20 protein-coding genes and 1 pseudogene are annotated in these 23,705 nt (G+C 68.3%); 10 read left to right on the forward strand and 11 right to left on the reverse strand.

Features of this window, described 5'->3' with window-relative positions; genetic code table 11:
• Positions 1–39 precede the first annotated feature (39 nt).
• The 3 genes from AC3AP7_RS09765 to AC3AP7_RS09775 are packed head-to-tail and all read left to right on the forward strand — an operon-like array spanning position 40 to position 4,434.
• Complete coding sequence (locus AC3AP7_RS09765; protein WP_475763572.1) at positions 40–1,548, forward strand: efflux transporter outer membrane subunit; 1,509 nt, start codon at positions 40–42, stop codon at positions 1,546–1,548.
• A gap of 55 nt (positions 1,549–1,603) precedes the next feature.
• Positions 1,604–2,818 carry an EmrA/EmrK family multidrug efflux transporter periplasmic adaptor subunit gene (locus tag AC3AP7_RS09770; protein ID WP_475763570.1) on the forward strand — a complete coding sequence of 405 codons (1,215 nt, stop codon included), beginning with the start codon at positions 1,604–1,606 and terminating at the stop codon, positions 2,816–2,818.
• A gap of 47 nt (positions 2,819–2,865) precedes the next feature.
• Positions 2,866–4,434, forward strand: coding sequence for a DHA2 family efflux MFS transporter permease subunit (locus AC3AP7_RS09775; protein ID WP_475763568.1), 1,569 nt, complete (start codon positions 2,866–2,868; stop codon positions 4,432–4,434).
• Positions 4,435–4,548: 114 nt separating this feature from the next.
• Here the strand turns inward: AC3AP7_RS09775 and truB are convergent, their stop codons facing one another.
• The 9 genes from truB to AC3AP7_RS09820 all read right to left on the reverse strand — a co-directional run bounded on the left by truB (position 4,549) and on the right by AC3AP7_RS09820 (position 16,834).
• Complete coding sequence (gene truB / locus AC3AP7_RS09780; protein ID WP_475763566.1) at positions 4,549–5,490, reverse strand: tRNA pseudouridine(55) synthase TruB; 942 nt, start codon at positions 5,488–5,490, stop codon at positions 4,549–4,551.
• 51 nt (positions 5,491–5,541) lie between these two features.
• On the reverse strand, positions 5,542–5,907 hold the full coding sequence (gene rbfA, locus AC3AP7_RS09785; RefSeq protein WP_475763564.1) for a 30S ribosome-binding factor RbfA: 366 nt from the start codon (positions 5,905–5,907) through the stop codon (positions 5,542–5,544).
• Between the two features lie 132 nt (positions 5,908–6,039).
• Positions 6,040–8,994, reverse strand: coding sequence for a translation initiation factor IF-2 (infB, locus tag AC3AP7_RS09790; RefSeq protein WP_475763562.1), 2,955 nt, complete (start codon positions 8,992–8,994; stop codon positions 6,040–6,042).
• A gap of 94 nt (positions 8,995–9,088) precedes the next feature.
• Positions 9,089–10,564, reverse strand: a complete 1,476-nt coding sequence (nusA, locus tag AC3AP7_RS09795; RefSeq protein ID WP_475763560.1) for a transcription termination factor NusA — start codon at positions 10,562–10,564, stop codon at positions 9,089–9,091.
• Positions 10,561–11,019: a ribosome maturation factor RimP gene (rimP, locus tag AC3AP7_RS09800; RefSeq protein ID WP_475763558.1), complete on the reverse strand. Its 459-nt coding sequence runs from the start codon at positions 11,017–11,019 to the stop codon at positions 10,561–10,563. The genes nusA and rimP overlap by 4 nt, the downstream gene beginning before the upstream one ends.
• Before the next feature lie 397 nt (positions 11,020–11,416).
• Positions 11,417–13,207, reverse strand: a complete 1,791-nt coding sequence (gene rluB, locus AC3AP7_RS09805; protein ID WP_475763556.1) for a 23S rRNA pseudouridine(2605) synthase RluB — start codon at positions 13,205–13,207, stop codon at positions 11,417–11,419.
• Between the two features lie 59 nt (positions 13,208–13,266).
• Positions 13,267–14,271, reverse strand: a complete 1,005-nt coding sequence (gene scpB, locus AC3AP7_RS09810) for an SMC-Scp complex subunit ScpB (RefSeq protein ID WP_475763554.1) — start codon at positions 14,269–14,271, stop codon at positions 13,267–13,269.
• A gap of 331 nt (positions 14,272–14,602) precedes the next feature.
• Positions 14,603–15,817: a pyridoxal phosphate-dependent aminotransferase gene (locus AC3AP7_RS09815; RefSeq protein ID WP_475763552.1), complete on the reverse strand. Its 1,215-nt coding sequence runs from the start codon at positions 15,815–15,817 to the stop codon at positions 14,603–14,605.
• A gap of 114 nt (positions 15,818–15,931) precedes the next feature.
• The gene (locus AC3AP7_RS09820) at positions 15,932–16,834 is read right to left on the reverse strand and encodes a LysR family transcriptional regulator (RefSeq protein WP_475763550.1); all 903 of its coding nucleotides are present in this window, start codon (positions 16,832–16,834) and stop codon (positions 15,932–15,934) included.
• A gap of 408 nt (positions 16,835–17,242) precedes the next feature.
• On the opposite strand from AC3AP7_RS09820, the pseudogene AC3AP7_RS09825 reads away from it, so the two are divergent.
• Both AC3AP7_RS09825 and AC3AP7_RS09830 read left to right on the forward strand, forming a co-directional pair.
• Positions 17,243–17,638 (forward strand): annotated as a pseudogene (locus AC3AP7_RS09825) (transposase); the annotation flags it as partial.
• Positions 17,639–17,985: 347 nt separating this feature from the next.
• Positions 17,986–18,237, forward strand: a complete 252-nt coding sequence (locus AC3AP7_RS09830) for a hypothetical protein (RefSeq protein ID WP_475763548.1) — start codon at positions 17,986–17,988, stop codon at positions 18,235–18,237.
• Between the two features lie 252 nt (positions 18,238–18,489).
• Here AC3AP7_RS09830 and AC3AP7_RS09835 read toward each other — a convergent pair whose 3' ends face one another.
• Positions 18,490–18,804, reverse strand: a complete 315-nt coding sequence (locus tag AC3AP7_RS09835; RefSeq protein WP_475763546.1) for a hypothetical protein — start codon at positions 18,802–18,804, stop codon at positions 18,490–18,492.
• A gap of 270 nt (positions 18,805–19,074) precedes the next feature.
• Between AC3AP7_RS09835 and AC3AP7_RS09840 the strand changes: the two genes are divergently transcribed.
• The 4 genes from AC3AP7_RS09840 to AC3AP7_RS09855 all read left to right on the forward strand — a co-directional run bounded on the left by AC3AP7_RS09840 (position 19,075) and on the right by AC3AP7_RS09855 (position 22,282).
• A complete protein-coding gene (locus AC3AP7_RS09840; protein WP_475763544.1) occupies positions 19,075–19,794 on the forward strand; it encodes a YdcF family protein in 720 nt (239 codons plus the stop codon).
• A gap of 237 nt (positions 19,795–20,031) precedes the next feature.
• Complete coding sequence (locus tag AC3AP7_RS09845) at positions 20,032–20,316, forward strand: hypothetical protein (RefSeq protein WP_475763542.1); 285 nt, start codon at positions 20,032–20,034, stop codon at positions 20,314–20,316.
• A gap of 190 nt (positions 20,317–20,506) precedes the next feature.
• The gene (locus AC3AP7_RS09850) at positions 20,507–20,764 is read left to right on the forward strand and encodes a DNA-binding protein (protein ID WP_475763540.1); all 258 of its coding nucleotides are present in this window, start codon (positions 20,507–20,509) and stop codon (positions 20,762–20,764) included.
• Between the two features lie 243 nt (positions 20,765–21,007).
• Complete coding sequence (locus AC3AP7_RS09855) at positions 21,008–22,282, forward strand: EAL domain-containing protein (protein ID WP_475763538.1); 1,275 nt, start codon at positions 21,008–21,010, stop codon at positions 22,280–22,282.
• 177 nt (positions 22,283–22,459) lie between these two features.
• On the opposite strand, the gene arfB is transcribed toward AC3AP7_RS09855, so the two are convergent.
• Positions 22,460–22,864: an alternative ribosome rescue aminoacyl-tRNA hydrolase ArfB gene (gene arfB / locus AC3AP7_RS09860; protein ID WP_475763536.1), complete on the reverse strand. Its 405-nt coding sequence runs from the start codon at positions 22,862–22,864 to the stop codon at positions 22,460–22,462.
• A gap of 131 nt (positions 22,865–22,995) precedes the next feature.
• Here arfB and AC3AP7_RS09865 point away from each other — a divergent pair, with 131 nt between their 5' ends.
• Positions 22,996–23,631 carry a VC0807 family protein gene (locus AC3AP7_RS09865; protein WP_475763534.1) on the forward strand — a complete coding sequence of 212 codons (636 nt, stop codon included), beginning with the start codon at positions 22,996–22,998 and terminating at the stop codon, positions 23,629–23,631.
• The last annotated feature ends 74 nt before the right edge of the window (positions 23,632–23,705 follow it).

Below are 23,705 nucleotides of genomic sequence, written 5' to 3' on the forward strand. Positions count from 1 at the left end.
TCCACTATTACTTTTCCCTGACACTCAAAGAGTCGAGCGATGAAATCCTTTTTCCCGTCGGCGCCCTCCCTGTCGTGCCGGGTCGCTGTCGCCGCGGCGGCAGCAGCGTTCGCCCTCGCCGGGTGCGCGAACTACAGCGGCATCCGCAGCGACAGGCAGATGACGTCGCCGGCCCAGTATGAAACGGCCCGCAGCCTGCCGTCGCAGGGCGGCCAGTGGCCGTCGCTCGACTGGGCGAACCGGTTCGGCGACCCGCAGTTGCCGCAGCTGATCGACGAGGCGCTGGCCGGCAGCCCGACGGTCGCCCAGGCGCAGGCGCGGCTCGCGAAGGCGTCGTCGTACATCGAAACCACGCGCGCGGACCTGTATCCGAAAATCAACGGCAGCTACTCGTGGACCCGCGAACGCTTCTCGGGCAACGCGCTCTACCCGCCTCCGTACGGCGGCACCTGGTACAGCGAGAACAACGTGCTCGCCAGCGCGTCGTGGGACCTGGACCTGTGGGGCAAGAACCGCCAGCGTCTCGCCCAGGCGGTGTCGCAGCAGAGAGCCGCCCAGGCCGACCTGCAGCAGGCGCGCGTGATGCTCGCTGCGTCGGTCGCGAGCACCTACAACCAGCTCGCCCGGCTGTACGCGCTGCGCGACATCGCCGCGCGCGAGATCGCCAATCGCGACGACATCCGCCGCATCACCGACGGCCGCGTGAACGCCGGCCTCGACACGAACGTCGAGCGCCAGACGGCGAACGGCAACCTCGCAACGAGCCGCGCGAGCCTGACCGACCTCGACGGCCAGATCACGAGCGTGCGCTACCAGCTCGGCGCGCTGCTCGGCAAGGGGCCGGACCGCGGCCTGCAGATCGCGAAGCCGGTGCTCGGCCCCGGCAGCCCGGTCACGCTGCCCGACGACGTGCCGGCCGATCTGGTCGCGCGCCGCCCGGACCTCGTCGCCGCGCGCTGGCAGGTCGAGGCGGCGCTGCACGGCGTGAAGGAAGCGAAGGCAGAGTTTTTCCCCGACATCAACCTCGCCGCCGGCTTCGGCTTCGACGCGTTCGGCTGGGGCCGCTTCCTCACCGCCGGCAGCCGGCAGATCCAGGCGGGCCCGGCGGTCCATCTGCCGATCTTCGACGCCGGCGCGTTGCGCGCGCAGCTGAAGGGCCGCTATGCGGACTTCGACCTCGACGTCGCCAACTACAACCAGACGCTGATCAACGCGCTGTCCGACGTGGCCACGCAGATCACGTCGATCCGCTCGATCGACCAGCAGATGGGCGAGGCGTCGCGCGCGCTCGACGCCTCGACGAAGGCTTACCAGCTCGCGGTGATCCGCTACAAGGCGGGGCTCTCCGAACAGCTGCAGGTGCTGGCCGCGGACCAGAACCGCCTCGCCGCCGAGCAGACCGTGACCGACCTGAAGATGCGCCGCCGCGATCTGCAGATCGCGCTGATCAAGGCACTCGGCGGCGGCTTCGACGCACGGGCAAGCGGACTCGCGGCGCCGTCCGCCGACGCTGCCGCGCCGGGCGCGCCGCAGGCCGCCGCGAACTGAACCCGCACGCCCATCCGACCATACGACGAAGACTGAAAGAACCCGGAGCCTACTCATGAGCACTCCCCAGCAACCGGCCGGCGGCGCACAACCGGCGAACAACGGCAAGCGCAAACGCATGATGACGCTGCTCGTCATCGTGATCCTGATTGCGGCGATCGCGTACGGCCTCTACTACTTCCTCGTCGCGCGCTTCCATGAGTCGACCGACGACGCGTATGTGAACGGCAACGTCGTGCAGATCACGCCGCAGGTCACCGGCACCGTGGTCGCGGTCAACGCGGACGACACGCAGACCGTGAAGGTCGGCGCGCCGCTCGTGGAACTCGACCCGGCCGATGCGCGCATCGCGCTGCAGCAGGCGGAAGCGAATCTCGGCCAGGTGGTGCGCCAGGTGCGCGGCCTGTTCGCCGACGACGCGCAGTATGAAGCGCAGGTGCAGCTGCGCGAGGCCGATCTGTCCCGTGCGCAGCAGGATCTGCGCCGCCGCGTGCAGATCGCGCAGACCGGCGCGGTTTCGCAGGAAGAGATTTCGCACGCGCGCGACGCGGTGAAGACCGCGCAGGCCTCGCTCGTCGCCGCGCAGCAGCAGCTCGCGTCGAACCGCGCGCTGACCGCGAACACCACGGTCGTCAACCAGCCGAACGTGCTCGCCGCGGCCGCGAAGGTGCGCGACGCGTACCTCGCCTACGCGCGCAACACGCTGCCCGCGCCGGTCACCGGCTATGTCGCGAAGCGCTCGGTGCAGGTCGGCCAGCGCGTGTCGCCGGGCACCCCGCTGATGGCGATCGTGCCGCTGAACGACGTATGGGTCGACGCGAACTTCAAGGAAGTGCAGCTGACCCACATGCGCATCGGCCAGCCGGTCGAGATGACCGCCGACGTCTATGGCTCGTCGGTCGTTTATCACGGCAAGGTGGTGGGCTTCTCGGCCGGCACCGGTTCGGCGTTCTCGCTGCTGCCGGCGCAGAACGCGACCGGCAACTGGATCAAGGTCGTGCAGCGCCTGCCGGTGCGCATCTCGCTCGATCCGCAGGAGCTCGCCCAGCATCCGCTGCGCATCGGCCTGTCGATGAACGTCGACGTCGACATCAAGAACGACAGCGGCAGCCAGTTGAGCAATGCGCAGAACACGGTCTATCAGACCAGCGTGTTCGACAAGTACGGCGATCAGGCCGACGCGGAAATCGCGCGGATCATCGCCGAAAACGCCGGCAAGGACCCGGTCCGCGCGGACGCGCAGAAGTCCGCCGCGCATCGGGCGATGTAAGCGCCCTCACGTATCACGCATCACGCAAATCAGGCAAGGCTGAATCCATGGCTCAGGCTCAGGCGGGCGCCGCGCACCCGCCGCTCGAGGGTGCGCAACTCGTGATCGGCACCATTGCGGTGTCGCTCGCGGTGTTCATGAACGTGCTCGACACGTCGATCGCGAACGTGTCGATCCCGGCCATCTCGGGCGATCTCGGCGTGTCCTCGGATCAGGGCACGTGGGTCATCACGTCGTTCGCCGTCGCCAACGCGATCTCGGTGCCGCTCACCGGCTGGCTCACCGAACGGATCGGCCAGGTGCGGCTTTTCATGGCGTCGATCGTGCTCTTCGTGATCTCGTCGTGGATGTGCGGCCTCGCGCCGTCGCTGCCGTTCCTGCTCGCGTCGCGCGTGCTGCAGGGCGCGGTCGCCGGCCCGATGATCCCGCTGTCGCAGACGCTGCTGCTCGCGAGCTATCCGCGCGCCAAGGCGCCGATGGCGCTGTCGATGTGGGCGATGACCACGCTGATCGCACCGGTGGCCGGCCCGATCCTCGGCGGCTGGATTTCGGACAACATCTCGTGGCCGTGGATTTTCTACGTCAACATTCCAGTCGGCACGGTCGCTGCGATCGCCACATGGTCGATCTTCCGGCACCGCGACTCGGCGATCCGCAAGGCGCCGATCGACGGCGTCGGGCTCGGTCTGCTGATCGTCTGGGTCGGTTCGCTGCAGGTCATGCTCGACCAGGGCAAGGACCTCGACTGGTTCGCGTCGCCGACCATCGTGGTGCTCGCGCTGACCGCGGTGATCGCGCTCGCGTTCTTCATCATCTGGGAACTGACCGCCGCGCATCCGGTGGTGGACCTGTCGCTGTTCGCGAAGCGCAACTTCACGGGCGGCACGGTGGCGCTGTCGATCGGCTATGGGCTCTACTTCGGCAACCTCGTGCTGCTGCCGCTGTGGCTGCAGACCGACATCGGCTACACCGCAACGGACGCGGGTCTCGTGATGGCGCCGGTCGGCCTGTTCGCGATCCTGCTGTCGCCGGTCACCGGCAAGGTGCTCCCGCGCACCGATCCGCGCTACATCGCGACGCTGTCGTTCGTCATCTTCGCGCTGTGCTTCTGGATGCGCTCGCGCTACACGACCGGCGTCGACGTGCGCTCGTTGTTGCTGCCCACGCTGATCCAGGGGATCGGCATGGCGGGCTTCTTCATTCCGCTCGTGTCGATCACGCTCTCCGGGCTGCCCGGCCACCGCATTCCGGCAGCGTCCGGCCTGTCGAACTTCGTGCGGATCATGTGCGGCGGGATCGGCACGTCGATCTTCGAAACCGCCTGGGATCATCGCTCGACGCTTCATCACGCGCAGCTCGCGGTGCAGGCGAATCCGTATAACCCGGTATTCGACCAGTCGATCCAGCAGATGGGCGCGGCAGGCTTCAGCCGGCCCCAGGCGTATGGCCTGTTCAACGAGATGGTGACCCAGCAGGCGGCGCAGCTCGGCGTGAACGATCTGTTCTTCCTCTCCGCGGGCATCTTCATCGTGCTGATCGCGCTGATCTGGATCACGAAACCCGAGCGCGCGGGCCGGGGCGGCGATGGCGGCGCGGCCGCGGCGGCGGCGCACTGACGTCCGGCCGCGCGCGCAGGCGCTGACAAAAAAGGCGGAACCGCTTCACAGCGGTTCCGCCTTTTTCATGCACAACGTTACGTGATGGCCCGCGCCGGCGGCGCCCGCCGGACTTCAGCCCGCCTGCCCGCTCGCGACCAGCCGCTCGGGCGCGAGCACCCCCTCGCCGACTTTCGCGACGCCGAGCAGCCGGCCTCGCGCGGCGTCGTAGACGCGCACCCGCGCCGCGCGTGCGGCGGCGTCGTCGAGCGTCAGCTCCGCGAGCCGCAGCCGCTGGCCGTGCAGGAAACGACGGCTCGCTTCGGCGTCGAGCTGCAGCGCGGGAAAATCCGACAGTAGCGCGTCGACAGGCTGCAGCCAGGCGTCGCGCTCGCTGGCGGCACGCGCCGCCAGCGCGTCGAGCGTCACCGCGTGCTCGAGCGTGAGCGAGCCGACGCCGGTACGCCGCAGCATCACCAGATGCGCGCCGCAGCCGAGCGCCTCGCCGATGTCCTCCGCCAGCGTGCGCACATAGGTCCCCTTGCTGCAGGTCACGCGAAACGTCACGTCCGGCAGCGTGCACGCAAGCAGATCGAGTGCGTGGATCGTCACCGCGCGCGCTTCGCGCTCGACCGTCTGGCCGGCGCGGGCGTACTCGTACAACGGTTTGCCGTCGCGCTTGAGCGCGGAATACATCGGCGGTATCTGGACGATGTCGCCGCGAAAACGCGCAAGCGCCGCTTCGATCGCCGCTTCGTCGCATGCGGGCACGCGGGTCTGCACGACGTCGCCCTCGGCGTCGCCGGTCGTCGTGCGGATGCCGAGCCGCATCGTCGCTTCATAAGTCTTGTCGGCGTCGAGCAGATCCTGCGAAAACTTGGTTGCTTCGCCGAAGCAAAGCGGCAGCAGACCCGAAGCGAGCGGATCGAGCGTGCCCGTGTGGCCGGCCTTCTTCGCGAGCAGCAGGCGCTTCGCCTGGATCAGCGCGTCGTTGCTCGACAGGCCGAGCGGCTTGTCGAGCAGCAGCACGCCGTCGAGGACGCGACGCGGCACGCGGGGCCGTTGAGGTGCAGTCATGGCGGACAGTCAAACGAATGGAAACGTTGCGCGGCGCGGCGGCCGCGCCCATCAATCGTCTTTGGCGCGAGTCGCGTTCGCCTCGTCGATCAGGCGCGACATCTCGACGGCGCGCTCGATGGTCTGGTCGTAATGGAAATGCAGCGTCGGCACCGTATGGATATGCAGCCGCCTGAACAGCTGGTTGTGCAGATGGCCCGCCGCATGGGAGAGCGCGGCGAGCGTCTGCTGCGGATCGCCGGTAAGCGTGGTGAAGTACACCTTCGCGTGCGCGTAGTCCGGCGTGAGCTCCACGCTCTGGATCGTCACGATGCCGATGCGCGGATCCTTGACCTCGCGCAGCAGCTCGGAAAGGTCGCGCTGGATCTGATCGGCGATCTGCACGTTGCGATTCGGGGAAGTACGTTTCCTGGGCATATTCAATCCATCATCCGGCGGGCCGGAAAGCCTGGGACAGCTCGCCTGTCGCATGACACGCGAGCCGCTCCGCAAAAACAAGGGGCGGAGCCGGCCGTCGCGCCCGCTCCGCCCCTTCGCGTGGCGCCGGATTTACAGCGTCCGCGCGACTTCGGTGACCTCGAAGACTTCGAACTGGTCGCCTTCGACGATGTCGTTGAAGTTCTTCACCGACATCCCGCACTCGAAGCCCTGGCGCACTTCCTTCACGTCGTCCTTGAAGCGCTTGAGCGAATCGAGTTCGCCGGTATGGATGACGACGTTGTTGCGCAGCACCCGCACCGACGACGACCGCTTGACGATGCCGTCCGTGACCATACAGCCGGCCACCGCGCCGACCTTCGGCACGCGGAACACCTGACGCACCTCGACCATACCGGTGATAACCTCGCGCTTTTCGGGCGCGAGCATCCCCGACATCGCCGCCTTCACTTCGTCCACCGCATCGTAAATGATGTTGTAGTAGCGAATGTCGATGCCGTTGGCTTCGGCCAGCTTGCGCGCCTGCGCATCGGCCCGCGTATTGAAGCCGATGATGACCGCCTTCGAAGCCGTTGCCAGGTTGACGTCGCTTTCGCTGATGCCGCCCACCGCCGCGTGCACGATCTGCACGCGCACTTCGTCGGTCGAGAGCTTCTGCAGCGACTGCACCAGCGCTTCCTGCGACCCCTGCACGTCGGCCTTGACGATGAGCGGCAGGTACTGCACTTCGCCCTCGCCCATCTGCTCCAGCATGTTTTCCAGCTTGGCTGCCTGCTGCTTCGCGAGCTTCACGTCGCGGAACTTGCCCTGACGGAACAGCGCGACTTCACGCGCCTTGCGCTCGTCCGGCATCACGATCATTTCTTCGCCGGCCTGCGGCACTTCCGACAGACCCTGAATCTCGACCGGAATCGACGGGCCCGCCGAACGGGTCGGCTTGCCGGTTTCGTCGAGCATCGCACGCACGCGGCCGTACGCGCTGCCGGCCAGCACCACGTCGCCGCGGTTCAGCGTGCCGGACTGCACGAGGATCGTCGCGACCGGGCCCTTGCCCTTGTCGAGCTTCGCTTCGATCACGAGGCCCTTCGCGGGCGCCTCGACCGGCGCCGTCAGTTCCAGCACTTCGGCCTGCAGCAGCACGTTCTCGAGCAGCTCGTCGATGCCCGCGCCCGTCTTCGCCGAGACCGGCACGAACGGCGAATCGCCGCCGTACTCTTCCGGCACGACGCCTTCGGCGACCAGTTCCTGCTTGACGCGCTCGAGGTTGGCATCGGGCTTGTCGATCTTGTTGATCGCGACGACGAGCGGCACCCCGCCCGCCTTCGCGTGCGAAATCGCTTCCTTCGTCTGCGGCATCACGCCGTCGTCGGCAGCCACCACCAGAATGACGATGTCGGTCGCCTTCGCACCGCGCGCGCGCATCGCCGTGAACGCCTCGTGACCCGGCGTGTCGAGGAACGTGATGACGCCGCGCGGCGTCTCGACGTGATACGCGCCGATGTGCTGCGTGATCCCGCCCGCTTCGCCCGCGGCCACCTTGGCGCGGCGCACGTAGTCGAGCAGCGAGGTCTTGCCGTGGTCGACGTGACCCATCACCGTGACGACCGGCGGACGCGGCAGCAGTTCGGCATCCGACACTTCGCCTTCGACAAGCAGCGCTTCCGGATCGTCGAGCTTTGCGGCGACCGCGCGATGGCCCAGTTCCTCGACGACGATCATCGCCGTTTCCTGGTCCAGCATCTGGTTGATCGTCACCATCTGGCCGAGCTTCATCATGACCTTGATGACTTCCGACGCCTTCACGGCCATCTTGTGCGCGAGATCGGCCACGGTGATCGTTTCCGGCACATGCACTTCGCGCACGATCGGCTCGGTCGGCGCCTGGAACGAGGTCGCCTGCTCCTGATGCTTGCCGCGCCCCTTCGGGCCGCCGCGCCAGCCGCGATCGACGCCGCCGCTGGTGTCGCCGCGCGTCTTGATGCCGCGGCGCTTCGCCGCGTCGTCCTGCCAGCCGCTCTTGCCGGCGCCCGGCTTCTTCCGGTCGGCTGCCGCCGGTGCGCCTGCGGGCGCCGACGGCGCCGCAGTGGTCGTCGCCGGCTTCTTCGCCGCCGGACGCGCGGAGGCCTCGCCGGCCGGACGCGCCGGCTTGTGCAGCGTGCCCTTGGCTTCGGCGGCCTTGGCCGGCTCGGCCGGCTTGGCCGGCGCCGGTTCCGGCGCCTTCACCTGGGCCTTGCGCGGCGTGTTCATCATCTCGCGGATCGCGCGCGCTTCGGCTTCGGCCGCGGCACGGCGCCGCGCGATTTCTTCCTGCTCCGCACGCGCCTTTTCAGCAGCCTGACGCGCCGCGTCTTCCGCCTTCTTCGCGGCTTCACGCTGCGCGGCCCGCTCGGCAGCGGCCCGCTGTTCGGCGTCCTGCTCGGCGACCGGCGCACGGGCAGCCGCTGCCGATTGTGCAGATTGCGCGGACTGTGCCGCCTGCTCGGCCTTGCGCAGCTCCGCCGCTTCGGCAGCCGCCACGGCGTGCTTGCGAGCCGTTTCCTCTTCGGCACGGCGCCGCTCGGCCTCGGCCGCCTGTTCGCGTGCCTGGCGCTCGGCCTCTTCGCGCTCGAGCTGCTCCTGGCGCGCCTTCAGCTCCTGCGCCTGCTGCTCGAGCAGCTCGGCCGCATGGCGCGCTTCTTCCTCGCGGCGCTGCAGTTCGAGATCCTCGCCGTCGGCCTCGATCTCGGCCACCTGATTCGATGCATCGCCGCCTTCGCCGCCGGCCTCGTCCCGGCGCACGAACGTGCGCTTCTTGCGCACCTCGACCTGAATGGTGCGAGCCTTACCCGTCGCGTCGGACTGCTTGATCTCCGACGTATGCCGGCGCGTCAGCGTGATCTTGCGCTTGTCGGCATCCGACGAGCCGTGCGACTTGCGCAAGTGATCGAGCAAACGCGCCTTGTCCGTTTCCGACAAGGTGTCGTCTTCGCTCGCTTTCTGGACGCCCGCTGCCTGCAGCTGCTCGAGCAGCAGCCCAGCAGGCATTTTCAGTTCCGCGGCAAATTGGGCTACGTTGTTACTCGCCATTCATTCCTCTTAGTGCAAGGACCGATTCCTTGCGGTTAGCATCGGGTCATACGGCCTTGCGGCCGCGTTCAGGTCAGTGCGTCATGGTCATTTCTCACTGGAACCAGTGTTCTCGTGCTTTCATGATCAGCGTCCTGGCAGCATCTTCCTGCATGCTGGTCATCTCAACCAGTTCGTCCACGGCCAGTTCGGCCAGTTCGTCGCGCGTATGAATCTGGTGCTCGGCAAGCCGGCCGAGCAGATCGGCGTCCACGCCTTCGAGGCTCTTCAGGTCGAGTGCGACGTTCTCGACTTTTTCCTCGTTCGCGATCGCCATCGTGAGCAGTGCGTCGCGCGCCCGGTTGCGCAGCTCGTGCACGGTGTCCTCGTCGAACGCCTCGATTTCGAGCATTTCGTTCAGGGGCACGTAGGCGATCTCTTCGAGGCTCGTGAAGCCTTCGTCGATCAGGATGTCCGCGACTTCCTCGTCAACGTCGAGACGCGCCATGAACAGGTCGCGCAACACGCCGCGCTCCAGGTTCTGCTTCTGCGCGGATTCGTCCGGCGTCATGATATTGATCTGCCAGCCGGTAAGCTCGCTGGCAAGACGCACGTTCTGGCCGCTGCGGCCGATGGCGACCGCCAGCTCGTTTTCGTCGACGACGACGTCCATCGAGTGTTTTTCCTCGTCGACGACGATCGACTGCACGGCGGCCGGCGCGAGCGCGCCGATGACAAACTGGGCGGGATCTTCCGACCATAGCACGATGTCGACGTTTTCGCCACCGAGCTCGTTGCGCACCGCCTGCACGCGCGAACCGCGGATGCCGACGCAGGTGCCGATCGGGTCGATCCGCTTGTCGTACGCGACCACGCCGATCTTCGCGCGCACGCCCGGATCGCGCGCCGCCGCCTTGATTTCGAGCAGGCCCTGCTCGATTTCCGGCACTTCCATCTCGAACAGCTTCATCAGGAATTCGGGCGCGGTGCGCGACAGCTCGATCTGCGGACCGCGCGCGGTGCGGTCCACCTTCGCGATGTAGGCGCGCACGCGGTCGCCCACGCGCAGGTTTTCCTTCGGAATCAGCTGGTCGCGGCGCAGCAGCGCCTCGACGCGGCCCGACTCGACGATGAAATTGCCCTTGTCGAGCCGCTTGACCGTGCCGGTCATGATGTTCTCGCCGCGCTCGAGGAAGTCGTTCAGGATCTGCTCGCGCTCGGCGTCGCGCACCTTCTGCAGGATCACCTGCTTGGCGGCCTGCGCGCCGATGCGGCCGAATTCGATGGACGGCACCGGTTCCTCGATGTACTCGTCGAGCTGGACGTCGGGCTTCTGTTCGCGCGCCTCGAACAGCAGGATCTGCTGGTCCGGCTCCTGCAGGCCGGCCTCGTCCGGCACGACGAGCCAGCGGCGATACGTCTCGTGCTCGCCGCTTTCACGGTCGATGTGAACGCGGATATCCGCATCTTCAGCGAAGAGCTTCTTGGACGCCGAAGCGAGGGCCGCTTCGAGCGCAGCAAATACGACGTCCTTGTCGACGTTCTTTTCGCGTGCCAGCGCGTCCACCAGCATCAACACTTCGCGACTCATTGTTTGCGGCTCCTAAAGTCAACTTTCGGAACGAGGCGTGCCTTGTCGATATCCGCGAGCGTGAAATCCAGCATCGCGGCGCCTTCCTTCCCTTCAAATTCCAGACCGATGGTTTCGCCCTCGGGCGCATGCAGGATGCCCCGGTACGACTTCCGTCCGTCCAATGGCTTTTTCAATGTGATCACCGCCTCGCTGCCCGCAAAGCGTTCGAAATCCATCAGTTTTTTCAGCGGCCGGTCGAGGCCCGGCGAAGACACTTCGAGGCGCTCGTAATCGATATTCTCGACCGTCAGTACGTGCTGGAGCTGACGCGTGACCTTCTCGCAATCCTCGATGGCGATGCCGGCCGGCTGGTCGATGTACACGCACAGCATGCCGCGCCCGGTACGCTCGAGATCGACGAGCTCGTAGCCGAGTCCGGCGACCGTGGTTTCAATCAGTTCCGTCAGTTGCACAATGCCCTCTAGGATGTTCGCGCGACAAGCCTGCGTCACATCCGTGCGGGCCGCGCGCCAAGCCGGCGCACGATCGCGCTACCCGAGATGCCGGACCACAAACGGGAGCGGCAAAAAAAAATGGGCGAAACGCCCATCATTTTATTGCCGGTGGTGGTCGCACCTGAGCCGCACAAAAACTGCAATCGCACGCCCAGCGACTTTGCGATTGTAGCCTTTTTTCATGTCAAACGCAAACCATCGCCCGCGATGACACGCGCATTTCCGCCCGATTTCGCCGCAATCGTGTCGCGCCGACACACGCGAACCCGAACCCGCGACGCGGGCCGGACGGACATCGGCCGCGACACCGGGCCCGTCGCGCAGACTGCCTGCGCGACGACGCCCCGTGGCGCCCCTAGCGCCCGCGCGAACGGCCCCGGCCCGCACCCGGCTTCGCGTTGCCGCCGGTGGTGCTGCGATTGCCGTTTGCACGATTGCCGTTCGCACGATTGCCGCCCGCGCGATTGCCGTTGACATTGCCACCGCCGCCCGCCCCCGCGCCCGCGACGCTGCTGCCGCGCTTGCCGGCGCGCTTGCCGTTGCCGGCCGGCGCCCGATTGCCGTCGACGTCGCGCCCGCCGCGGCCCGGGCCGGTGCCGGCACCGCCGCCGCTCATCGGCCCGCTCATCGGCCCGCTGAAGCCCCGGCCGTAACCGCCGCCGAAGCCCGATCCCAGCGCACCGAACGCATTCGCGCCGCCGCGCCGCTGGCCGCCGCGCCCTTGCGAATCGAACTGGCCGTGCGACATCAGCACTGGCTCGCGATTGATGAAGCCCATCGACGTCTGCATCGGATCCGGCTGCTTGCGCTCGGGCGCGTGGCGAGCGCCCTTGTCCTCGCTCGGCGCCTTCAGGCCGACTGCGGCCATCAGACTGCGCACCTGGTTGTCTTCGAGCTCTTCCCAGCGGCCGCGTTTCAGGCCGCGCGGCAGCGAGATCGGGCCGTGACGCGTGCGGATCAGCCGGCTCACCATCAGGCCGACGGCTTCGAACATGCGGCGCACCTCGCGGTTGCGTCCTTCGGCGAGCGCAACGTGATACCAGTGATTGGTGCCCTCGCCGCCGCCGTCGCGAATCCGCAGGAAGTTCGCCGGGCCGTCCTCGAGTTCGACGCCGCTCAGCAGCTTCTGACGCATCCCCTCGGGGAGTTCGCCGACGACCCGCACCGCGTATTCGCGCTCGACGCTGTAGCGCGGGTGCATGAACCGGTTCGCCAGATCGCCCGACGTCGTGAGCATCAGCAGCCCTTCGGTGTTGAAGTCGAGGCGGCCGACCGCGACCCATTTGGCGGTCTTCATCGGCGGCAGCTTGTCGAACACCGACGGACGGCCATCCGGATCCGCGTGGCTCACGATCTCGCCGGCCGGCTTGTGATAGAGCAGCACGCGCGGCGGCTTGTTCGGCGCCTTGCGCTTGAGCGGCTTGCCGTTGATGCGCACCTGGTCGGTCGGCAGGATGCGCTGCCCGATATGCGCCGGCTCGCCGTTCACCGACACGCGGCCGGCAATGATCAGCTCTTCCATGTCGCGCCGCGAACCCATGCCCGCATCGGCGAGCACCTTGTGCAGCTTCGGCGCGTCGTCGTCGGGCGACAGCACGCGCTTCGGCGCGGCCTTGCCCCGGCGCAGCATCGGCGCGCGCACGCCGCCGCCTGCGCTGTTGTCCGCGTCGAACGCGGGCGAGATCACATACGAAAACAGGTCGTCCTGCGCGTCGGCTGCGTCGCCCTCGCGGCGGTTCGGCCGGCCGCGCCCGGTGTCGCGCTGCGGCGCGCCGTCGCGCGCGGCGCCCGCCTCGCGGCGCCCGCCTGCCTGGTTGCGGCGCCCGCCCTGCGAACCCTGGCCCTGGCCGCCCTGGCCACCGCCCGCCCCTTTCGCGTTCGCGCCCTTGCGCGGCGCGCGCGCCGGCTGGGCAGCCGCGTCGCCGTCCGGCGGCACGCCGGCGGACGGCGCGTCCGGTGTCGCTTCGGCGTTCTTCGCCTTCGCGCCCGCGCGACGACGCGCGATCAGGCTGCGCGGCCCCCGCCGCAAACCGCGCCGCGGCCGCTCGTCGTTGCCCTCGGCCTGCGCCGGGCGAGCCTCGTCCGCGCGCGCAGCGGGTGCGGCGTACTCGGATTCGGACGAATCAGTGTCGTGAATATCAGTCAAAACAACCTCAAAATGTCAGGTCGCGCGCCCGGCGCGGGCGCGATAAAGGTTGGGTTACGTCAAGCGCGACGCGACGTGTCAGCGCCGTCGGTCAGCATGCCTGCGTCCTGTGCGTCGTCGAGGCGATCTTCTGGATCGCCGTGCGCCGCGCCGGTCGATCCGGCGTCGGCCGGATGCGGGGCGCGCGGAGCATCCGCCGCGTGCGCAGCGGGTTCCGTGGAGACGTCGTCCGTCACGGCCGCCGGCATGGTCTCGCCCGTGGCGGCGTCCTGCTGCGCGCCGGGTGCGGCGCCATCCGGCGCGCCGGACCGCGCGGCGTCGTCTTCGGGCACCGCGGCGTCTTCGGGCGCCGTGCCGTGACCCGCGGCGGCATCCATCACGTCCGGGCCGGCCTCGGCCTGCGCCGCAACGGATTGCGCCACCGCAGCGTCTTCGGTATCGAGCGCGTCCGCTTGATCATCGCCCGCTCGATCATCGCCCGCCTGCTCGCCGCCCGCCGCTTCCGCAAATTCGATCGCATGTTGACCGAGCAGATCTGCGTTGATCTGCGCGGACGGATCGTCGAGCGGCGGCAGTTCGTCGAGCGCGCTCAGGCCGAGGTCGTCCAGAAACTGCCGCGTCGTCGCATAAAGCGCCGGACGGCCGGGTACGTCCCGATGACCGATCACCTCGATCCACCCCCGGTCTTCGAGCTGCTTGACGATCTGGGTATTCACCGTCACGCCGCGAATTTCCTCGATATCGCCTCGCGTCACCGGCTGCCGGTACGCAATGATCGCCAGGGTTTCCAGCACGGCCCGCGAATACTTCGGCGGCTTTTCCGGATGCAGGCGGTCCAGATAGACCCGCATCGCCGGCTTGCTCTGGAAGCGCCAGCCCGACGCCAGCCCCACCAGTTCGATTCCGCGGCCGGACCAGTCGTGCCGGAGGTCTTCGAGCAGCGTACGGACGGTATCGGCCGACACGTCGTCGGCAAAAAGCTTGCGCAGCTCATTCAGCTTGAGCGGCTCCTGCGCGCAGATCAAGGCAGTCTCGAGGACGATCTTCGCCTCTTGGGTATTCATGCAGCTAGGTCAGACCCTGTGGTCAAAGAACCGGATCGAACAGACGATTTGGAACTGAAGACGCGCTCGCCCGATTCTGATCGGTCATATTGATGGGAGCACGCGCCGGGGGGAGGCGAAACAAGCCAATCGAGCCAATCCCAGCCGGACGGAGCAGCGAAATTCCTGAAAGGAACTGCGTGACTGGTCGCCATCTTACGCAAAAACCCGCGGGGCGTAAAGCCGAAATCCGGCCCGCGGCGCCCGGCGGCCGGACGACGTCACGCGAGGCAGGCCGGCGCGCAACGCCCCGCCCCCTGCACCGTCGCACCCGCGCCCGGCGGCGTCGCCGTCAGCGCACGCGGCGCGTCTCGAGAAACCGGGCGAGGCGCGCGACGCCGTCGTCCAGCCGCCCGGTATCGCACGCATAGCACCAGCGCACGAAACCTTCGCCTTCGGGCCCGAACGCACTGCCCGGCGCGAGCCCGAGGCCCGCCTCGCGCACCAGCGTCTTGCACAGTTCGAGGCTGCGCGCGGCCCCCGGCAGCCGGAAAAAGAGATACATCGACCCGGGCGGCGCCTTCGCGTCCACCCCCGGCAACGCCGACAGTGCGCGCACCAGGTGGTCGCGCGCGGCCTTCAGGTCGCCCACCAGCGCGCGCGTGCACGACTCGCCCTGCTGGACGGCCGCGATGCCGGCCTGCTGCACGAATGCCGGCGCGCATGACGTGTTGTATTCGATCAGCTTGCCCAGATCGTCCATCAGCACGGCCGGCGCGACCAGCCAGCCGAGCCGCCAGCCGGTCATCAGCCACGCCTTCGAGAACGAATTCACGCAGATCACGCGCTCGTCGCGCCCGGCCAGATCGAGGAACGACGGCGCGACCGGCGCCGCCCGGTCCGTCGCGGCCGTGCCGTAGTAGAGGCGCTCGTAGACCTCGTCGGCGACGATCCAGATCCCGTGGCGGCGGCAATGGTCGAGCACCATCTGCTGCTGGTCGGCGCTCATCACCCAGCCGGTCGGATTGTTCGGCGAGTTGACCAGCAGCAGCTTCGTGTCGGGCGTGAGCGCCGCGAGCAGCCGCTCGACGTCGAGCGCCCAGCCATGCGGGCCGTAATCGAGCGCGACAGTCTCGACACGCGCACCGAGGATCTTCGGAATCTCGACCAGGTTCGGCCACAGCGGCGTAAGCGCGACCACCCGGTCGCCCGCGCCCACCACCAGCTGCGCGGCCAGCATCAGCGCGCTCACGCCCGCGCTCGTCAGCGCGACGTGCTCCGCTGCGGTCGCGCCGTGCAGGCGGCTCACGTAGTCGGCCAGCGCGGCTCGCAGCGGCGCAATGCCGAGGTTGTGCGTATAGAACGTCGCGCCGCCCGCCAGCGCGTCGCTCGCGGCGGCGCGGATGAACGCCGGCGTCACCCGGTCGGACTCGCCGAACCAGAACGGCAGCACGTTTTCCACGCCGAAGCCGGCGTTCGCCACTTCGCGAATCTGCGACGGACGCAGCGCGCGCACGGCGTCGCGCGCATGAGGTATCGGGATATCGTGCGGATCCGGGGCGGTCATCGGTGCGTCCAGCGGGGTCTGAGGGAACCGCGAGTGTAGCGCGGGCGGCACCGCGCCCGCATGCTGCCGCGCACAGCCGCGGCGCATGCGCGCGGGCCGCCGGCGCGCCGGGCGCTACGTCAGATCCTCCGCGCGCGCGGGCGACTGCCTGATCAGCCCCCAGACCGCCTCGGCCGCCGGCGACAGCGAGCGATCGCGCCGCCGCACCAGTTCGACGGTCCGCTCGGCGCGCGGCACGAGCGGCTTTGCGATCAGCGACGTACCGGCCGGCAGCGGCAGCGCAAGCCACGGCAGCACGCTGATTCCCACGCCGGCCTCGACCAGCCCGAAGACCGTCGCGGAATGCCCGAGCTCCTGCACGACGGTGACGCTCACGCCGCGCTCGAGGATGACTGCATCGATGATCGGCCGGCTGCCGGACGCGTAATCGAGCAACACGAGGCGCGCGCCGTCGAGATCGCGCCACGCGACCTGCGTGCGCATCGCAAACGGATGATCGTCGCGTGCGACGACGCAGAACGAATCGGTCATCAGCGGCTCGCCATACAGGTCATCGGCCGCAAACGGGCCGATGACCACGCCGAAATCGACCTCCCCCGACTTGACCTTGCGCACGACGTCGCTCTGCACGTCGTCGCGCAGCCCCAGCGTGATGTACGGAAACTGGCGCCCGCATGCGGCGACCACCGCCGGCATCAGCCGGCAGGCGACGGTCGGGCTGGCGGCCACCATCACCCGCCCGCGCCGCTGCTCGCCGATCTCGCGAATCTCGCGCAATGCGTCGTCCAGGTCGGTGAGCAGGCGCGACACGCTCGCGACGAGATTGCTGCCGACATCGGTCAACTGGACCTCGCGGGTCGTGCGGTCGATCAGCTTCAGGCCGATTTCCCCCTCCAGCTCGCGCACGCAGCGGCTCACGGCCGACTGCGTGAGGCCGATTTCGTCGCCGGCGCGGCTGAAGCTCTGCCGACGCGCGACCTCGATGAAAACGCGCAACTGGCGCAGCGTCACATTCATCCGCAAACCTCATGAATTATCCGTTCTGATGAGCATTTTATTCGACCAGACGGTTCGCCGCCGCATCCCGGCACGCGGCGCTGCAATGCAGCAATACAGCGCAAACGCACGCTGGACGGGCCCGGTTGCACAAGATTGGTGATTGTCCCGATTTTCGGCGGGGTCTTTTTGGATTCTTATACGGCCCTGACTAACCCCGGCGTTTGCCTGACGTGACAAGGCTAAGCGGCTGTTTGACGCAAAGTGGCACGCTTCATGCGTTGCTATGCGCACAGGGTAGGCGCCACGGACCGGAACCAACCGGCACGCCGTGGCTCAGCCGACCCGCCTGGCACCCGGGATCGGGTGCGAGCAGAGTGCGCGGCGCGGGGCAGCGCACCGGAGTTAGCTTCGCTGAGGTGAGACATGATGCTGTTCGACGATTTGAGAGACAACGAGTGGGCGCTGGTCGAGGCGTTGTTCTGTGCGGAGCCGGCACGGAGCGAGCGGCGGGGACGACCGAGAGTGGAAGCGCGCGCGGTTGTCAATGCCGTGCTGTGGGTGCTGTCGACGGGTGAAGGCTGGTCCAAGCTGCCCGGCCGCTATCCGTCGCCGCCGACCTGTCGTCGGCGCTTCGACGAATGGCAGGCCGACGGCACGCTGGCGGAGATCGTGAAGCGGCTGAGTTCGAGCGGCCGGGAAATCTCGCTGCGCGGGCGCATCGGCGCGACGGCGGCGAAACCGCCGGCGCCGCCGAGCCGCGACCGTCTGCGCGGCGCGTTCTGGACCAATCCGGAGTCGTGGCGCGCGCCGGTCAAGATGGCCTGACGCCGACTGCTGTCATTCCCGCTGGGCGCCGCAAGGCGCCCAGCGCGCATCTGGACTCGCGGCTCGACGGCGCCGCGCTCACCGGCCTGATGCGGCGCCGGGTCTCGCCCGCGGGTTCTCGCCTGCGGCCTCATGCTGTGCCGCGTCTTGCGCGCGCCGCCCGCGCAGAGGCCAGCCATTTCCCGTCGACCCTGCCGGCACGCACACCCGTTCGCCGCTCGCGCGGGCAGGTCGCGCGCGAATGAAACATCCATTTACGATTACTTACAGCACCCTTTCGTCCCGGCTCCTATCGTGACAGCATGGATATCGGCCTGACCCTTCAGGTTTGAATGGAGCCCAGCATGAAAGCAATGCCACGACTGGTGTGCGGCATTGTCCTGTCACTGATTGCCGCACCGACGCTAACCCAGCAGCGCGTCCCGGCGTGGAATGAGGAATCCGCCGCGGCCGTCGCGCCCAGCGCCTGGCACGAGAACCCGCGACCGCACGACTTCCGGCCGCCGGTACCGCGTGGCGATTTGCGCGGAGACATCGAAAGTATCGCGCGCGAGCGGCTCGACACCCCGCGCCCCGACGCTCAGCGGCGCCGCTAGCACCCGCGCCGCCGGCTGGCGCGCCGCGGCGCCTCGCGTCGCGCCGGCATTCCGCGTTGCGCCTCCCCTTGCCCGTGCCCCCGTGCCGGATCCCGTGACGCAAACAGGTGCACGGCCTGGGAGGTGCACGGCCTGGGACGCGGCGAAGTACGCGGCAAGGTGCGCGACGGCTGCACGGCGAGCGCACAGCGCCATCCCGCCGGATCGCATGCCACCGGCAACCCGCCTCCGCCCCGAACGCGGACGTCGGCGCTAGCGCTCGGCGCCGAGATCGGCCGCGCCGACCTCCGCCGCCACATAGACGCGCTCGCGGTCGGCGCTCCACGCGAGCGAGCGCTCGTCGCGCGCCAGCCGGGCGAACTCCGCCCGACCGCGCTCGGTCAGCACGGCAATATCGACGGGAGCGTGAAAACCCGGAGCAGGCGCAACCGTGCGCTGCCGGACTGTCTCCATGAGGCCTAGCGCACGCAGATATTCGAACACGCCTGGACGGCGCGCCCACGGCACCTGACGATATTGCGCACGCCGCAACGCCTCGAGCACTGCCTGGTTGGAATACGTGGTCATCTCACTTCTTTCTTAAAGTGCAGCCATGACACATCTCTGGCGGGTCACGGTATCGCGCAGCCACCATGCATGGAGCGCCTGCGTGCTCCTGCGTGCGGTTCCAGCCGCACGATCGCCACGCCGCCGGCGCGCCGCCAACGGTTATTCCACAGGATGGGGACCCCGGTCGAACGCTGTGCTAGCGTCCTGTTCACGTGCGGCCGATGCGCCTGCGGCGGCGCGATTGCAGCAGCATGACCCACCCCAAACCGCTACGTTACCCTATTCAAATTGATTCTATTCACCTTACTGGGGCTTTTTTTTGTCACAATCGCCGTGGCGCCGCGTGCCCGGGCGCCCCTGAGCATCGCCGCTGCGGTGCTTTTCTGGCTGCTCGCGACCGGCTGGCTAAGCGCCCCGCTGCTCGATCGCGTGCAGCGCCCGGACGCACCCGCGGCGCCGCTGCGCTTCGGTGCACACACCGTCATCGTACTGCTTGGCAGCGGCACCCGGTACGACGTCCATCGCCAGCCGGTCCCCACGCGCGACGCGCTTGCCCGCATTGCCCGCAGCGCGGCCATTCATGCTGCATGCATTCGCAGCGGCGCGCGCTGCGTGATCGTCGTGAGCGGAGGCGACCCGCAGCGGCACGGCCGCACGGAAGCGGACACGTACCTGCCCTACCTGCTGCGCGCGCAGGTGCCGCGCGCCGACATCCTGCTCGAAAACCGCAGCCGCACCACGTATGAAAACGCCCGCAACGTGGCCGCCCTGCTGCAGCCGCTGCATGACGATGCATTGATCCTCGTCACGTCAGCCTATCAGATGCGCCGTGCGCTCCTCGACTTTCATCGCTTCGGACTCGCGCCGCAGCCCGCGGTCGCGAATACACGTCATGTGCGCACCGGCTGGCTGCCGCGCTACCAGAACCTGCGCGACACGGAGACCGCATTGCACGAAACGCTCGGCATTGCGCAGTTTTACGTTTACCGGTGGCTCGGCTGGTTCTAGCGCGGCGACGGGATGAACCGGCGGCAAATCGGTAAGGCATCCCGATCGTTGTCGGGCGGAAACCCCGTTGCGCCATGACTGCCGCGGGCCGCGTTATGCGCCGCGCGCGTAACAAGATGTAACTATCCGTCAAATCTGTTACAGATAATCGGCTGGAGCAGATATTGCTCGCTAGAATGCATTGTCTTTCCAACAGGACAGGCCACACCTGGCCACCACCACTCGACGGAGGTAACGATGAAAAAAATGTCCCTGGCGATCCTGGTCTCCCTCACGGCCGTCACCGGCGCCGCTTATGCGCAGGGCGAAAACGGCGTCACGATGAGCACGGATCCGGCCACGGCCGCGGCGGTCGAGCAGCATGCGCAGGAGCTGCAATCCCGGCAGGAATCGATGGAAAACATGCCGATGCACGAGCATGAGCATCATCCGCATCACAAGATGGCGCCGCATCACAAGATGGAACCCCACCACAAGATGATGATGAAGAAGCCCGCCGAGCCGAAACCCGCGAGCGAGTAAGCAGACAGCGAAGCCATCGCGCAGGGGCCGCGCAAGGACGTACTGCGCCGCCGCGGCGCGACATTGCAGCAAGCCGAAGCCGGTTCGTCCGGCTTCGGCTTTTTATTGGGTCCAGCCCCGCCAGGCGGTATGCTAAAGTCGCGCACCTGATCGCCCCCCAACCCGTGCGCCTCAAGGTGCGGAGAACCGAATGAGCAACATCCAGCTGGACATCGAGTGGACCGAAGCCGCGTCCCGCAAAATCGAAAAACTGATGCCGCGCGGCAGCCAGGACGCCTATCTCGCGCTGCCGCCCGTCGAATGCCTGCCGATGGAAGGCGACGTGCTGTTTCTCGGGCCGCAGGGCAAGCAGCAGCCGTTCATCGTCGCCGAGCGCCAGTACCATCACGATGGCGACGCGGACTGGACGATCATCCTGATTCTCGACGTCCCGCAAGCCACGCACTGAACGCGGCCGCGCCGTCGCTCAGCCTGTGTGATTACCCGAACATTCACGGCTATGACGACCTGCTAGACTGTCTTCGACCAATCAGTCGGGGGCCAGCATGGCTGGTTTTGCTCTCCGCCGCTTCGCGCACCGCCTCGCGCGCCTCGCCCCGCGCCGCACCGGCAACGCCGCGCCGGCCGCGTTGCGCGCGCCCGGCCGGGCGGCGCCCCCCGTCCCGCATCACGCGCTCGCTGTGCGGCCGCCATGCCCACCGTCGCAGAGCTGACGCTCAGCGGGCTGCTGCCCCATCTGGTGCGCGACGACGTCGGCTGGACCGCGACGTGGCGCGCGCTGACCCTGCATAGCGTATTCCAGCCGGTGCTCTCGATCACGCATCAGTGCGTGGTCGGCTACGAAGCGCTGCTGCGCGCGATCGACCCGGTCGGGTTGCCGGTCTCGCCCGACCTGCTGTTCGCGCGCACACGCAGCCCCGGCGAGGCGCGCGAACTCGACCGCATTGCGCGCTGCCTGCACGTGGCCAACTTCATCGAGCAGAACGTGCCGGTCGGCTGGCTGTTCATCAACACGCGCCCGCAGGTGTTCGAAACCGGCTGGCCGCAGCGCGCGTTCATCGACGAACTGTCGTCCCACTTCGGGCTGCCGCAGGAGCGCATCGTCATCGAGGTGCTGGAACAGCCCGCCGACGACGAATCCGCGGTCGCCAGCATGCTCGACGCGTCGCAGCCGCGCGACTTCCTGATCGCGATCGACGACTTCGGCACCGGCTTCTCGAACTTCGATCGCGTGTGGCGCTTTCGCCCGGACATCGTCAAGCTCGATCGCTCGCTCGTCGCGCGCGCCGGCCAACGGCGCGGCGACGAATCGCTGATGGGCCACCTGATCGCGATGCTGCATCAGTCCGGCGCGCTGGTGCTCGCCGAGGGCGTCGAAACCGACGACGAGCTGATGATCCTGATGGAAGCCGACGTCGACTTCGTGCAGGGCTTCTGGCTCGGCCAGCCCAAACGGACGATCCGCGCTGCGAGCGCGCGCGTGCCCGCGCTGATCGACTCGATGTGGCGCAAGTATGTCGAGTTCGACAGCCGCCACGCCCGCCACCACCCGCTCGGCTTCGAGGGGCTTGCGGACGCCGTCCTCGACACCGCTCGCCTCTACGCGCAGAGCGGCGATCTCGCGCTCGCCGCGCAGCGGGCGTTCCTGATCCCCGAAGCACGCCGGGTATTCATCACCGATATCCACGGCGAGCAGACGCTGCCTTCGGTCTGCGCGCCCGGGGTGCCGGCTCCGCCCGCGCGTCTTGCGCCGCTGCTGAACGTCGTGCGCAGCAACTGGTCGCGCCGCTCGTATTTCCGGCACGCACTCGCGGCGCCGGGCCGCGTGGCGATGATGGGGCCGCACTATTCGCTGCTCGACGGGCAAGACTGCTATACGGCCGCGGTCACGTTCGAGCGCGACGGCAGTCGCGCGATGCTGTGCGTCGACTTCATCCCGGCCGCGCCGCGCGCCGGCCGCCATTAGCGGCGCGGGCGCGGCGTCCGGTACGCCGCCGACACGCGCCGTTGCACGAACCGCAGGCGCTACACGCGCTACAACGGATGCACGGCGCGTCACGCGCGCCTTCCGAAGCCTCGCGCACCGCGCAGGCGCGCGGCGCCGGCGCAATCAGCGGCTGCACAGCCGCCATGCAGCCGCTGTTCAGTCGGTGACGCGGCCGCGCCCCGCCTTGATCCCGGCGCGGCGCGTTTTGCTGTCGAGCCGCCGCGCGACGGAAGCGCGCGTCGGCCGGGTTGCGACGCGCGGCGCACGCACGACGCTCACGCTGTCGATCAGCTGCGCGAGCCGTTCGAGCGCCGCCGCGCGATTCATCTCCTGGGTGCGATGCACCTGTGCCTTGATCACGATCACCCCGTCGCGCGTCACGCGCTGATCCGGCAGCGCCAGCAGCCGCATCTTGATCACTTCGGGCAGCGACGACGCGCGCACGTCGAAGCGTAGATGAATCGCGCTCGATACCTTGTTGACGTTCTGGCCGCCCGCGCCTTGTGCGCGCACGGCGGTCAGTTCGATTTCATCGGGCGGGATAGCGTAACGGGTTCGCATGACGGCTCAGGCAGGGTTCAGGCGCCAGTGTAACCGCGCGCCGCCCGCGCGAGGCACACCCCGCCCGCGACAGTTGCCCCGCCGCCGCCGCTCGCCGATACTGCCGGCTGCTCCGCTTTCCCGAGACACCCATGAAACTGCGCCCCGCCTTCGTGCTGGAACTGCTGGTCAACCTGCTGCTGCCGTGGCTCGCGTATCGCCTCGCCGCGCCGCATTGGGGAGAGACCGGCGGCCTGCTCGCGTCGGCTGTGCCGCCGGTGCTCTGGAGCCTCGTCGAGCTCGCGCGGTTTCGCCGCGTCGACGCGCTGAGCGTGATCGTCGTGCTCGGCATCGCGCTGTCGCTCGGCGCGATGGCGCTCGGCGGCAGCCCGCGCATGTTGCTGATGCGCGAGTCGCTCGTGTCGGGCGCGATCGGCGTCGCGTTTCTCGCCTCGCTGCCGATGCGCCGCCCGCTCGTCTTTTACCTTGCGCGCGCCACCCTGGCGCGCGAAACGACCGACGGCGCGGCACGCATCGAAACGCTGTGGCACGACAGCCCCGCTTTCGCCGGCTCGATCCGCCTGATGACGGCCGTATGGGGCGCGGGCCTGAGCGGCGAAACCGTGCTGCGCGCCTGGATGGCATGGAGCTGGCCGATCGCGCGCTTTCTGCTGGTCTCGCCGTTCATCGGCTATGGCGTTTATGGCGCGCTGCTGCTGTGGACGCTGTGGTATCGCAGGACGCTGCGCGGCCGCGGCGGCCCGCCGCCCGCGTCGCCCGTTGCGTGACGCAGCCTGGCCGGACGGACGAGGTCAGATGCGGCACGAAATCAGTTAGACTCGTCAGCGGTTTGGGCGTCCCT

The organism is Paraburkholderia sp. PAMB 6770 (assembly GCF_057748135.1).